The 13150-nt window shown below is 66.7% G+C and carries 13 protein-coding genes; 5 read left to right on the top strand and 8 right to left on the bottom strand.

The window, feature by feature from the left end; all coding sequences use genetic code 11:
* From AC1DYD_RS39940 to AC1DYD_RS39930, 3 genes are all read right to left on the bottom strand, one after another.
* Window positions 1–303: biotin/lipoyl-containing protein (locus AC1DYD_RS39940; RefSeq protein ID WP_478178251.1), on the bottom strand; the 303-nt coding region annotated here is incomplete at its 3' end.
* A gap of 53 nt (window positions 304–356) precedes the next feature.
* A complete protein-coding gene (locus AC1DYD_RS39935; RefSeq protein ID WP_478178250.1) occupies window positions 357–3239 on the bottom strand; it encodes a 2-oxoglutarate dehydrogenase E1 component in 2883 nt (960 codons plus the stop codon).
* A gap of 276 nt (window positions 3240–3515) precedes the next feature.
* Window positions 3516–3731, bottom strand: a complete 216-nt coding sequence (locus AC1DYD_RS39930) for a hypothetical protein (RefSeq protein WP_478178249.1) — start codon at window positions 3729–3731, stop codon at window positions 3516–3518.
* Window positions 3732–3964: 233 nt separating this feature from the next.
* Between AC1DYD_RS39930 and ku the strand changes: the two genes are divergently transcribed.
* From ku to AC1DYD_RS39910, 4 genes are all read left to right on the top strand, one after another.
* Entirely contained in the window at window positions 3965–4873 is a 909-nt protein-coding gene (gene ku / locus AC1DYD_RS39925) for a non-homologous end joining protein Ku (protein WP_478178248.1), read from the top strand.
* A complete protein-coding gene (locus tag AC1DYD_RS39920; protein ID WP_478178247.1) occupies window positions 4870–5709 on the top strand; it encodes a tetratricopeptide repeat protein in 840 nt (279 codons plus the stop codon). Before ku ends, AC1DYD_RS39920 begins: the two co-directional genes overlap by 4 nt.
* A gap of 155 nt (window positions 5710–5864) precedes the next feature.
* Entirely contained in the window at window positions 5865–6419 is a 555-nt protein-coding gene (locus AC1DYD_RS39915) for a GAF domain-containing protein (RefSeq protein WP_478178246.1), read from the top strand.
* 73 nt (window positions 6420–6492) lie between these two features.
* The gene (locus tag AC1DYD_RS39910; protein ID WP_478178245.1) at window positions 6493–6912 is read left to right on the top strand and encodes a hypothetical protein; all 420 of its coding nucleotides are present in this window, start codon (window positions 6493–6495) and stop codon (window positions 6910–6912) included.
* A gap of 40 nt (window positions 6913–6952) precedes the next feature.
* Here AC1DYD_RS39910 and AC1DYD_RS39905 read toward each other — a convergent pair whose 3' ends face one another.
* Window positions 6953–7552, bottom strand: a complete 600-nt coding sequence (locus AC1DYD_RS39905) for an isochorismatase family protein (protein WP_478178244.1) — start codon at window positions 7550–7552, stop codon at window positions 6953–6955.
* 144 nt (window positions 7553–7696) lie between these two features.
* A complete protein-coding gene (locus AC1DYD_RS39900; protein ID WP_478178252.1) occupies window positions 7697–8776 on the bottom strand; it encodes a PQQ-dependent sugar dehydrogenase in 1080 nt (359 codons plus the stop codon).
* Window positions 8777–9048: 272 nt separating this feature from the next.
* Here AC1DYD_RS39900 and AC1DYD_RS39895 point away from each other — a divergent pair, with 272 nt between their 5' ends.
* Entirely contained in the window at window positions 9049–9606 is a 558-nt protein-coding gene (locus AC1DYD_RS39895; protein ID WP_478178243.1) for a C40 family peptidase, read from the top strand.
* A 72-nt stretch (window positions 9607–9678) separates the two neighbouring features.
* On the opposite strand, the gene lpdA is transcribed toward AC1DYD_RS39895, so the two are convergent.
* The 3 genes from lpdA to AC1DYD_RS39880 all read right to left on the bottom strand — a co-directional run.
* On the bottom strand, window positions 9679–11499 hold the full coding sequence (lpdA, locus tag AC1DYD_RS39890; RefSeq protein ID WP_478178242.1) for a dihydrolipoyl dehydrogenase: 1821 nt from the start codon (window positions 11497–11499) through the stop codon (window positions 9679–9681).
* Window positions 11496–12086: an MFS transporter gene (locus tag AC1DYD_RS39885; protein ID WP_478178241.1), complete on the bottom strand. Its 591-nt coding sequence runs from the start codon at window positions 12084–12086 to the stop codon at window positions 11496–11498. Before AC1DYD_RS39885 ends, lpdA begins: the two co-directional genes overlap by 4 nt.
* Window positions 12087–12156: 70 nt before the next feature.
* A partial coding sequence (locus AC1DYD_RS39880; RefSeq protein WP_478178240.1) for a 2-oxo acid dehydrogenase subunit E2 occupies window positions 12157–13150 on the bottom strand: 994 nt, incomplete at its 5' end.

Genomic DNA, 13150 nt, shown 5'->3' with positions numbered 1-13150 from the left:
TGCCGGTGCTGCCGCCGGCGCCGCGGCCGGAGCCGCTGCGGGCGCGGCCGCGCCGGCCTTGCCTTCGGTGTCGATCCTGGCGATCAGCTGATCGGCGACGACGGTGGCGCCATCGCCCTGGACGATTTCGGCCAGCACGCCGGCGGCCGGCGCCGGCACCTCGAGCACGACCTTGTCGGTCTCGATCTCGATCAGGATTTCATCGATGGCGACGGCGTCGCCGGCTTTCTTCTTCCACTGCAGCATGGTGGCTTCGGCCACGGACTCGGACAGCTGGGGGACTTTGACTTCTACGATGGACATTTTTGAATCTGCTCGCTTCGTGTTTCTTGTGGAGATGGATCAGGTCGATCCTGTTACTTGGTCAGCACGAAGCCTTTGAGCTTGCCGAACGCGCCGTCGACCAGCGCCTTCTGCTGTTCCTGGTGGAGGTGCGAGTAGCCGACCGCCGGCGATGCCGAAGCGGCACGGCCGGAGTAGCCGAGCTTCTGGCCTTCCTGCATGTTTTCGTGGATATAGTGCTGCACGAAGAACCAGGCACCCTGGTTCTGCGGCTCGTCCTGCGACCAGACGACGTCGACCAGGTTCGGGTACTTCTTGAGTTCGGCGGCGAAGGCCTTGTGCGGGAACGGATAGAGCTGCTCGACGCGGATGATCGCCACGTCGTCGCTGTCCCGCTCCTCGCGCTTCTTCGCCAGGTCGTAGTAGACCTTGCCGGAGCAGGCAATGACGCGCTTGACCTTCTCGGCCTTCAGTTCCTTGTTGTCCGGAATGACGGTCTGGAAGGCGCCCTTGGTGAACTCGGACAGCGGTGAGGTCGCGTCCTTGTTGCGCAGCAGCGACTTCGGCGTCATGATGATCAGCGGCTTGCGCAGGTTGCGGACCATCTGGCGGCGCAGCACATGGAAGATCTGGCTGGCCGTCGTCGGCTGCACCACTTGCATGTTGGTGTCGGCCGCCAGCTGCATGAAGCGCTCGAGACGCGCCGAGCTGTGCTCCGGGCCCTGGCCTTCGTAGCCGTGCGGCAGCATCAGCGTGATGCCGTTGACGCGGCCCCACTTGACCTCGCCCGAGGCGATGAACTGGTCGATCACGACCTGCGCGCCGTTGACGAAGTCGCCGAACTGGGCTTCCCAGATCACCAGCGTGTTCGGGTCGTTCGATGCGTAGCCGTATTCGAAGGCCAGCACGGCTTCTTCCGAGAGGATCGAGTCGATGACGACGAACGGCGCCTGGTTGTCGGCCACGTTCTGCAGCGGCACGTAGGTGCCTTCGTCGAACTTCTCGCGGTTCTGGTCGTGCAGCACCGCGTGGCGGTGCGTGAAGGTGCCGCGGCCGCTGTCCTCGCCGGACAGGCGCACCGGATAGCCGCTGGCCACCAGCGAGGCGAAGGCCATGTGCTCGCCCATGCCCCAGTCGACGTTGACGTCGCCGCGGCCCATCGCGGCACGGTCGTCGAGCACCTTCTTGACCAGCGGATGCACCGTGAAGCCCCCAGGAGCCCTGGTGATGCGCTCGGCCAGCCGCTTCCATTCGGCGGTCGGGATCGCGGTGTCGCCGGCGTCGGTCCACTTCTTGTTGAGGAAGGGGCTCCAGTCGACCGCGTACTTGCTCTTGAAGTTGGTCAGCACCGGGTTGGAGGTGTTCTTGCCGGCATCGAAGGCCGCGCGCTGCGCCTTGACCAGGTCGTCGCCGAGCGTGTCGCCGAGGCCCTGGGCGGCCAGCTTGTCGGCATACAGCCTGCGCGTGCCGGGATGCTGCGCGATCTTCTTGTACATCAGCGGCTGCGTGAGCGCCGGCGTGTCCTGCTCGTTATGGCCGAGCTTGCGGAAGCAGACGATGTCGACCACCACGTCCTTCTGGAACTCCATGCGGAACTCGAGGGCGAATTGCGTGGCGAGCACCACGGCCTCGGGGTCGTCGCCGTTCACGTGCAGCACCGGCGCCTCGATCATCTTGACGATGTCGGTGCAATAGAGCGTCGAGCGGCTGTCGCGCGGGTCGCTGGTGGTGAAGCCGATCTGGTTGTTGATCACGATGTGAACCGTGCCGCCGGTGGAGTAGCCGCGCGTTTCGGCCAGCGCCAGCGTTTCCATCACGACGCCCTGCCCTGCGAAGGCGGCGTCGCCGTGCACGATCACCGGCAGCACCTGCTTGCCGAGCGGGTCGGCGCGGCGGTCCATGCGGGCGCGCACCGAGCCCTCGACCACCGGATTCACGATCTCGAGGTGCGAGGGATTGAAGGCCAGGCTCAGGTGGACCGGGCCGCCGCCCGTGGTCACGTCCGAGCTGAAGCCCTGGTGGTACTTGACGTCGCCGCTGGGCAGGTCTTCGGGGGCGGTGTGGTCGAATTCGGCGAACAGGTCGGCCGGCAGCTTGCCGAGCGAATTGACCAGCACGTTGAGGCGGCCGCGGTGGGCCATGCCGATCACGATTTCCTGTACGCCCGCGATGCCGGCCTGGTTGATCAGCTCGTCCATCGCGACGATGAAGCTCTCGCCGCCTTCGAGCGAGAAACGCTTCTGGCCGACGTACTTGGTGTGCAGGAAGCGCTCGAGGCCTTCGGCGGCGGTGAGCCGCTCGAGCACGCGCTTCTTCTGGTCGGCCGAGAGCTTCGGATTGGTGCGGGCGCTTTCGAGCTTCTGCTGCCACCAGCGCTTCTGGCTCTGGTCGGTCATGTACATGTACTCGACGCCGATGGTGCCGCAGTAGGTCTCGCGCAGCGCATTCAGCAAATCGCGCAGCGACATCGTCTCCTTGCCGAAGAAGGTGTTGCTGGTGTTGAACACCGTCTCGAGGTCGGCGTCGGCGAAGCCGTAGAACGACGGCTCGAGCTCGGGGATCGCCGGGCGCTCGGCGCGCTTGAGCGGGTCGAGGTCGGCCCAGCGGGCGCCGACGTTGCGGTAGGCGGCGATCAGCTGCTGGACGGCAGTGCGCTTGCGGCCGAGCTCGGAGTCGGCGCCACTGGCCACCACCACCTTGGTGGTGCCCTGCTTGGCGCGCTCGGCGAAGGCGTTGACCACCGGCAGGTGGGGCACGTCCTTGGCGTTGCTGCCGTCGGTGGCAGGCACGTTCTGGAGCGCGTCGAAGTACGCACGCCAGTTGTCGGGCACGCTGCCGGGATTGGAGAGGTAGTTTTCGTACATCTCTTCGACATAGGGCGCATTGCCGCCGAAGAGGTAGGTGTTGCCTTGGTAGGCGCTGTAGACGGACGAAGCCGTCGACGAGGAATCGCTCATATTCCGCTGACCTTCGCTTCCCTGAAGGAAGCACTAGCTGGTTAAGAAACCTTCCGCGACACGGCTGGACCGATTGGCGGATGCGACTGTGGCTGGGGAAGGGCCTGAGTACACCCAGGATTGTGCCACGCCAGGCATAGGGCGGCACGCCTGCGCTTTCGCACGCCGGAATCAGGCGGGCAACTGCCTGGCGAGCTGCTTCGTGATTTCCCCTACCAGCGACAGGGCCGCCCGGGGTCAAAGCGCCTGCCGCTCTTTCGAAGCGGCGATGACGGCTCAGCGAATCGTCGACAAGCGGCCCAAGGACGTGCCGCGAGCCGGCGTGGCCGAGCATTCCTTCACCAGTTCGGCCGAGCGCGTCGACTGGTCCGCCATCCGCTCGTTCAGCAGCTTCGAGTTCCGGCACAGCGGCATCACCAGCAGCCAGGCGACCCCCATCACCGCGGTGCCGACGCCGATGCCTATCCAAAGCCAAAGCGCGATTTCCATCATGGACCTCCTCGTTGCGTTGTGACGCCAGTCTGCAAGTTTGGTCAAGTCAAGGACATACCCCATCCGGAGCATGCGGTGGCTTGCAACCGGTCGGATTTCACGCTGGCGCCATGAAAATCGGCGTATCGGGGGCCCAGCCCAGCGGCAAGGCCGCGATGGCCCCTCTGTTCGAAGCCCTCGGAAAGTGGCATCCTGCGCACCCTGGGGGCATCGCCCCGTCCTTGGAGGTAGGCATGGCAGCTCGTTCGATCGCGTCCCTGTCCCTGGGATTCGGTCTGGTCTCCATTCCGGTCAAGCTCTATTCCGCTACCGAGAGCAGCGGCACGGTCAGGTTCAACCTGCTCGCCAGGGACGGCTCCCGCGTCAAGCAGCAATACGTGTCGGAGAAGAACCCGACGACGGTCGTGCCGCGCGCCGAGATGGTCAAGGGCTACGAGTTCGAGAAGGACCGCTACGTGCTCTTCTCCGCCGAGGAGCTGAAGTCACTGGAAGAAAGCGCGAGCCACGCGATCGAGATCGTGAGCTTCATCCCCGAGCAGGCGGTCGACCCGATCTACTACGACAAGGCCTACTTTCTGACCCCGGACAAGCGCGGCGCGAAGGCCTATTCGCTGTTGCGCGCCGCGATGCGCAAGAGCGGCCGCTGCGCCCTCGCGAGATGGGCCTGGAAAGGCAAGCAGTACGTCGTGCAGGTGCGGGCAGCCGAAGAGGGCCTCGTGCTGCAGCAGTTGCTCTACGCCGACGAGGTGCGATCGCTGAAGGAACTCGAGATCGAGCAGGTCGAGCCTTCGGACGCGGAGGTCCAGCTGGCGCTTCAGCTCATCGACCAGATCGCCCAGGACAGCTACGAGCCGACGCAGTACCTCGACGAGGAGAAGCAGCGCATCCTGGCCGCGATCGACGCCAAGATCGCCGGCAAGCAGGTGGTCGCCGCCGAGGAACGCGAATCCGAGGCGGGCGGCCAGATCATCGACCTCACCGAAATGCTGCGTGCCAGCCTGGCCCGCGGCGGGCAGCGCACGGCGCGCACTCCTGCCGAGAAGGTCACGCCGCTGGCCTCGAAGGAGCGCAAGGGCGCGAAGCGGGCCAGCGCGAAGAGCCCCGAGATCGCGGCCCCGGCGCGCACGCGATCCAGGAAGTGAACGCGCCGTCGCCGGAGGCGCCGCACACGCTGCGCGGCATCCAGGACATGCTGGGCCTGTCGCGCAGCGCGGTCTCGAGGCTGATCGCCCACGGCTTCGTCAGCCCCTCGCGGGGACCGAGAAACGAATACCGCTTCTCGTTTCGCGACGTCGTCCTGCTGCGCACCGCCCACAAGCTGCAACAGGCTCACATTCCGACCCGCAAGATCGTGCGCGCGCTGCAACGCCTCAAGGCCACGCTGCCGGCCGAGTTGCCGCTCAGCGGACTGCGGATCACGGCGATCGGCAGCGAGATCGCCGTGCACGATCGCGACAGCCGATGGGAGGCGGAGTCGGGTCAGCTGCTGATGGATTTCGACGTCGCGGCGGTGCGCGGCAACGTGTCCTTCGTCGAGCGCGAAGCGATCGGCGAGCCGGCCGCCCCCCTACAGGCCGGCGCCCTGTTCGCGCAGGCCGAGGCCCTCGAGTCCAGCGACCCCGGCGCAGCCGAGCGCCTCTATGCCAGGCTGCTCGAAGTCGAACCCGCGCACGCCGACGGCTATCTGAACCTCGGTGCGCTGCTGTGCGAATCGGGACGCTGCGCGGAGGCCGTGGCGCTCTACGATGCAGCCCTCGGGCACTGCCCCGATGAGGCCCTGTTGCATTTCAACCGTGCGGTGGCGCTGGAAGATCTCGCGCGCTATCGCGAAGCGCTGCTGGCCTACGACCGCTGCCTCACGATCGATCCCGCCATCGGCGACGCCCACTTCAACGCGGCAAGGCTGCACGACCACCTCGGCAACCCGAAGCAGGCCATTCGCCATTTCAGCGCCTACCGGCGCCTTCAAGGCAAATGAACACGACCGGAATTTTTCGCGTGCGCGGAACGAGAACGATTGCAGACATCCGACCACGAGCTGTTGCCGGAACCCGACTCAGTGACAGGTAAAGACTCGATTCAGCTTGGAACAAGCGCCGAAAGGCGGCATCCTGCCGGCAAAATCCTTCCTCCATGAAGACCATCCTCGAGACCGGGCCCGAAGCAGCGGCCGATTGGGCGATCCAACTCGCCACCGTCACGGCGAACCTGCGCGACTGCGGGATGATCGAAGTCTCGATCGGCAGCCTGCTGCGTGTGGTGCGCGAGCAGCTCAAGCTGGAGGTGGTCTTCATCGGCGAGTTCATCAACGGCAGCCGGGTGTTCCGTTACATCTCGTCGAGAACCGAAGACGCGGTCATCAAGCCGGGCGAGTTCCACCCCCTGGACGAAACCATCTGCCAGCGCATCGTCGATGGCCGGATGCCCTCGCTGGCGCACGGCGTCGCCAGCGTCCGCGCGGCGCACGGACTGCCCCTCTATTACGAAGCGCTCGGCGGCCACATCGGGGTGCCGGTCCGCTTCTCGGATGGCACGCTGTACGGCATGCTGTGCGGATTCAGCTTCGAGGCCTGCCCTCATCTCGATGAGCGCGACGTCCGGCGGCTGGAAATGGCGGCCAATGCCACGGCCCGCCTCATTGCCCAGGCCGAGGGGCGAAACGTGGAGCCGATGCTCGCGGCGCACTGACGCCGCGGCCTCCCGCGGCCATCCACCTTATGGCGGATTCACAATCGCGCACCACTCGCCCAGACTGGCGCCAGTGAATCCCCAACGTTCCGCCGCCATCGTTTCGGTGCGCCGCAAGTCGGCAATGCTCGCGGCCGTCTCGCTGCTGCTGGCCGCAGCGGCGCTCCAAGGCTATGCGATGGGCTACCCGATGGGCATGTCGATGCTCGCCGCTTCCACCGCGCAGGCCGGCATCTGCTCCTCGATGTTCAACAGCCGGCTGCTGAAGACGGTGATGGCGAGCAACGTCCTGCTCTTCCTGTTGCATGCCTTCGTCATCGGCCGCTTCCTGGCCCTGGACGGCCCACCGGCGATCTTCCAGATCGGCGACTTCGCCTCGGCCGTCCTCGGCGGCGCATCGCTCGTCTTCACGCCGGTCGAGACCATGGCGCTGATCGTCCGCGAGGCCTATCTCAAGCGCCTCCGGCGTCCGCGGCGCGACGCACCGCCCTGATACCGCGGCCGGCGCCTGCGCGACTGCGCCGACCGCCAGGCTAGCGGATCAGGGCCTGCAGGTCCCTGAAGCGCGGATGCTCGGCCGTGCGCAACCATTCGAAGCCGACCATCTCGGTGGTCACGAGCTCGGCGCCCGCACCGGCCAGCCGGTCGAAAGCTGCATCGCGATTGCGCTCGGTCCGCGAACTGCAGGCGTCGGTCACGACCCAGACCTCGAACTCGTCCTCGAGCAGGTCGAGCGCCGTCTGCAGCAGGCACACATGGGCCTCGCAACCGGCGATCACGAGGGTGTTGCGCTGCTCGGCCGCGGCCGGCTTCTGCAGGTGCTTGGGCAGGCTGCGCGCGTTGCCCTGCGGCGCCTTCGCAGGCGCCCGCAACCATTCGCCGAGGCCCTCCTCGGCGCCGCTGAAATGCATCTTGGCGAGCGTGCGCTGGCACAGGGCGCGAATGTCGGGCAGGTTCTCGCCGAGCTTCGACGGGTTCTGCTCGGTGCCGAAGACCGGAACGTCCACCAGCCGGGCCATCTCGCCGAGCCGGACCGCGTTCTTCACAACGGCCTCGGCCTCGAAGATCGCCGGCATCAGGCGCGCCTGATAGTCGACCAGGACCAGTTGGGATTGCGAAGCGTCGAGCAGCATGGAATGAGTCTTTCGGGAAATGCGGTGTGAGGCCAAACCGTACCACCGATCGGATGCGGCGCAGGCCGGCGCCGGGCCGCCCCAAGCCGGCCTGCGCCCCCTCGGGGGGCAGCGAGTACACGAAGTGACGAGCGTGGGGGCCCATCACTCGGGCAGCAAGCGCATCAGCTTGCCGTTGGATTCGTCGGTCAGAACGTACAGCAAGCCATCGGGCCCCTGCCTGACATCGCGAATGCGCGCCTTGCCGTCGTCGAGCAGCCTGTGCTCGGCCGCGACCTTGCCGTCCCTGAGTTCGATCCGGTCAAGGTAGCCGAACTTCAGCGAACCGACGAAGAGATTGCCCTTCCAGGCCGGGCCATAGCGGTCGCTGGTCAGGAAGGCCATGCCGGAGGGCGCGATCGAAGGCACCCAGTAGTGCAGCGGCTGCACCATGCCTTCCTTCTGCGTGAGGCCCTCGCCGATCTTGCCGCCGCCGTAGTTCTCGCCATAGGTGATCACCGGCCAGCCATGGTTGCGGCCGGCCTCCGGGATGTTGATCTCGTCGCCGCCCTGCGGCCCGTGCTCGTGCATCCAGAGCTTGCCGTCGGGCCCCAGCGTGGCGCCCTGGCCATTGCGGTGGCCATAGCTCCAGATCTCCGGCAGCGCGCCCGCCTTGCCGACGAAGGGATTGTCTGCAGGGACCGATCCGTCCTTGCCGATGCGCACGATCTTGCCCAGGTGGTTGTCGAGCTTCTGGGCGTCTTCCTTGCGGCTGAAGCGGTCGCCCAGCGTGAGGAACAGCGTCCCGTCCTTCGCCTCGACGATGCGGCAGCCGAAATGATTGCGGCTCGCCACCTTGGGGCGCTGGCTGAAGATCACCGCGAGATCCTCGAGCCGGCTGTCGTCAGCGGACAGCCGGGCCCGCGCCAGCGCCGTGCCGTTGGCCGCGCCACCGGCCTCGGGCTCGGAAAAACAGAAGTACAGCGTGCGGTTGCGGCCGAAGGCGGAATCGACCTGCACATCGAGCAGGCCACCCTGCCCGCCGGCCGCGATCGGCGGCAGCCCCGCCACCGGCGCGCCGAGCTTGCCATCGGCACCGACGACCCTCAGGCGCCCCGGCCTCTCGGTCACGAGGAAGCGACCGTCCGGAAGAAAAGCCACGCCCCAGGGGTTCTCGAGGCCGGAGGCGACGACTTCGGCTCGCGGCGCGGCGTGGGCGACGCCGATGGCCGCCACGGCCGCCATCAGGAGACGGAATGCCCTCCTGCGCTTCGTCCGGTGCGGCAGTGCTTTCATGTTTTCCTTCGAAACCGTGAACCCTGGGTCATCGCCATTTCAACCCGAATTGCAAATCTTTTGCATTACATCGAGCAAAGCACTTATCAGCCATAACGGTGACTTTTACATTTGGGTATGTGAGAAAAGGAAAAAATCCTTTTCCCGACAATCATTTACATGCAAAATCCCGAATCCGCATGAAATTGACACCCTGAGGTGTCGTCCATATCCTACGCGCCATGCGACTTTTACTCCTCACCGCCAGCCTGCTGCTCGCCTTTGCCGCACACGCCGCTCCGCAGCTGGACCGGGCCGATGACCACGCCGAAGCGCTGGTCGTCGACAAGGGACTGATGAGCCAGTTCCAGCAAGTTCGCCAGACCGTCGTCGACCGCACCTCCGATCTCGTGGTCACCGCCATTGGTTTCCTGGGCGTGCCCTACCGCCGCGGCGGCAACACGGTCGAGACTGGTTTCGACTGCAGCGGCTTCGTCCGCGCGATGTACACGCAGACGGTGGGCCATCTGTTGCCACGCCGCGCGGAGGAACAGGCCGCCGCAACCCAGAAGATCGACCGCAGCGAACTCAAGCCCGGCGACCTCGTGTTCTTCAACACCATGCGCCGCGCCTTCAGCCATGTCGGTATCTACGTCGGCGAAGGCAAGTTCATCCATTCGCCCAAGCCCGGCGCCCAGGTCCGGGTCGAGGACATGAGCGGCAGCTACTGGCAGCGCCGATTCAGCGGCGCGCGCCGCGTCACGGCGGTCCAGGACGAGATCAAGGCCTCGGGCGACTGACATCCCCGCGCCGCGCCGGACAAAAAAATCCCGCTCCAGGCGGGATTTTTTGTGGCCGCAGCAACCGGCAGCTCAGCGCTTCACGGGCGGCAGGTCCGTGCAGTGGCCATGGACCGCCTCGGCGGCCAGGCCGATGCTCTCGCCCAGCGTCGGATGCGGATGGATGGTCTTGCCGATGTCGTAGGCATCCGCCCCCATCTCGATCGCCAGCGCGATCTCGCCGATCATGTCGCCGGCATGCGTGCCGACGATGCCGCCGCCGACGATGCGGTGCGTCTCGGCATCGAACAGCAGCTTGGTGAAGCCTTCGTCGCGGCCGTTGGCGATCGCCCGGCCCGAGGCGGTCCAGGGGAACAGTCCCTTCTCGATCTTCACGCCCTCGGCCTTGGCCTGGTCTTCGGTCAGGCCGACCCAGGCCACCTCGGGATCGGTGTAGGCCACGCTCGGGATCACGCGCGCATTGAAGGCCGCGCTGGCGAGCTCCTTGTCGCCCTTCTGCTCGCCGGCGATCACTTCGGCCGCCACATGCGCCTCGTGCACCGCCTTGTGCTCCAGCATCGGCTGGCCGACGATGTCGCCGACCGCGAAGATGTGCGCCACGTTGGTCCGCATCTGGATGTCGACCGGGATGAAACCGCGGTCGCTGACGTTGATGCCTGCCTTCTCGGCGCCGATCTTCTTGCCGTTCGGGCTGCGGCCCACGGCCTGCAGTACCAGGTCGTACAGTTGCGGCTCCTTGGGCGCCTGCTCGCCCTCGAAGCTCACGCGGATGCCGTCCTTGGTGGCTTCCGCCCCGACCGTCTTGGTCTTCAGCATGATGTTGTCGAAGCGCGGGGCGTTGAGCTTCTGCCAGACCTTGACCAGGTCGCGGTCGGCGCCCTGCATCAGGCCGTCGAGCATTTCGACCACGTCGAGCCGGGCGCCCAGCGTCGAATAGACCGAACCCATCTCGAGCCCGATGATGCCGCCGCCGAGGATCAGCATGCGCTTCGGTTCGATGCCGAGCTCGAGGGCGCCGGTGGAATCGACCACCCGCGGATCGTCGGGCATGAACGGCAGGTGCACGGCCTGCGAACCGGCCGCGATCACGCAATGGCGGAACTTGACCGTCTGCGACTTGCCCGTGGTGGCTTGGCCGTCGCCGCTGGTTTCCTGCACCTTGACATGGAACGGGTCGATGAACTCGCCGATGCCGCGCACCGTCGTCACCTTGCGCATCTTGGCCATCGCGGCGAGTCCGCCGGTCAGCTTGCCGACCACCTTGTTCTTGCGGCCGAGCAGCTTGGCGCGGTCGATCGTGGGCTCGCCGTAGCTGACGCCCAGGTCCGCGAAGTGCTTGACCTCGTCGATCACCGCGGCGACGTGCAGCAGCGCCTTGGACGGGATGCAGCCGACGTTGAGGCAGACACCGCCGAGCGTCGCATAGCGCTCGACCAGGATCACCTTGAGGCCGAGGTCGGCCGCGCGGAAGGCGGCCGAATAGCCGCCCGGGCCGGCGCCGAGCACCAGCAGGTCGCAGTCGAGGTCGACCGCGCCGGTGTAGCTCGATGCGGCGGCCGGCGCCGGGGTCGCCGCTGCCGGAGCCTGCTTCGGGGCTGGGGCCGGGCCGGCCGCAGGCGCTGCCGGCGCGGGTGCCGGTGCCGCGGCAGCGCCCTCGACGGCCTCCAGCGTCAGCACCACCGAACCTTCCTTGACCTTGTCGCCGACCTTCACGGCCACCGACTTGACCACGCCGGCCGCCGACGACGGAATCTCCATCGAGGCCTTGTCCGACTCCACCGTGATCAGCGACTGCTCGGCCTTCACCGTGTCGCCGGCCTTCACCAGCACCTCGATCACCGCGACTTCGTCGAAATCGCCGATGTCCGGCACCTTGACTTGTACTTCGCTCATTTGGACACCTTCAGTTTGAGTGTGAGAGAGTCGACCGGACCGGCCGAATTGCGATCGAATTCGCAGGCCGCGGCAATGCCGGCCTCGGCGACGTCGCGCGCCGATCGCGCCTTGTCGTAGACCGCGTGCATCGCGCCGAGTGCGAAGTTGCGTCCCGAGCCGATGCTCCAGAACTGCTTGAACTCGAACACTTCGCGGTAGCTGTAGATGCCATAGATGCCACTGGCATTGGCCAGCAGCATCGTGAACTGGCTCGACTCGTAGGGGTCGTGCTCGTCTTCCTTGGTCTGCAGGAAGAACGACTCCTTCAGCACCGGATGCAGCAGCGTGAAGGTGCGGAAGATCTCGTCCTTGCTGCCGAAGCGCAGCGCCTCCGCGGGCTGCGCCGCCAGCGCGTGCTGCAGCACCAGGAAGTGCGCCGCCGCACCGGCCACCGCGAAGATGCTCTGGCCGGCGGCATCGTCGACCTTGAACAGCTTCTGGTTGGCTTCGGCGCGGTGCGACAGCCGCGTGTCGCCGAAGGTCACGAGCGAATCCGACGCCATCACGACCTGGCCGCCCTTGCGGACGGCCACCACCGTCGTCATAGGGGCACGCGCCGGGCCGCCCCGAGCGCGCCGCCCCCTTCAGGGGGAAGCGTCGCAGGCGCCTCGGGGGTCATAGCAGCACCCGGCGGAAGTCGGCGAGCACCTGGCCCAGGTAGGCGTTGAACCGCGCCGCCGCGGCGCCGTCGATCACGCGGTGGTCGTAGGACAGCGACAGCGGCAGCGTCAGGCGCGGCACGAACTGCTTGCCATCCCACACCGGCTTCATCTGGCCCTTCGACAGGCCCAGGATCGCAACCTCGGGCGCATTGATGATCGGCGTGAAGTGCGTGCCGCCGATGCCGCCGAGCGAGCTGATCGAGATGCAGCCGCCCTGCATGTCGGCCGAACCGAGCTTGCCGTCGCGCGCCTTCTTGGCGAGTTCGCCCATTTCCTGGCTGATCTGCAGCACGCCCTTCTTGTCGGCATCCTTGAGCACCGGCACCACCAGGCCGTTCGGCGTGTCCGCCGCGAAGCCGATGTTGTAGTACTGCTTGTAGACCAGCTGGTCGCCGTCCAGGCTGGCGTTGAAGTCGGGGAACTTCTTCAGTGCCGAAACCATCGCCTTGATCACGAAGGCCAGCATCGTCACCTTGACGCCCGACTTCTCGTTCTCCTTGTTGGTCGCAACGCGGAAGGCCTCCAGCTCGGTGATGTCGGCCTCGTCGTTGTTCGTGACGTGCGGGATCATCACCCAGTTGCGGTGCAGGTTGGCGCCGCTGAGCTTCTTGATGCGCGACAGGTCGCGGCGCTCCACCGCGCCGAACTTCGCGAAGTCGACCTTCGGCCAGGGGATCAGGCCGAGGGCCTCGCCACCGCCGCCCGCCGGCGCCTTGGCGGCCGCGGCCCTGGTGCTGGCCGCGCCGCTCATCACCGCCCGGGTGAAGCCCTGCACGTCTTCCTGGGTGATGCGGCCCTTGGGGCCGCTGCCCTTGATTTCCTCGAGCGGCACGCCGAGCTCGCGCGCGAACTTGCGCACCGAGGGCGAGGCGTGCGGCAGCTTGCCGCTGGGCGCGACCGTGGGGTCGTGCGCCGGTGCGGCAGCAGCCGGCGCGGCGGCCGCGGGC

Source organism: Variovorax sp. P4_B11, assembly GCF_056402355.1.
The sequence above is the reverse complement of the archived record's forward strand: the minus strand, read 5'-3'. Positions and strand labels throughout refer to the sequence as shown.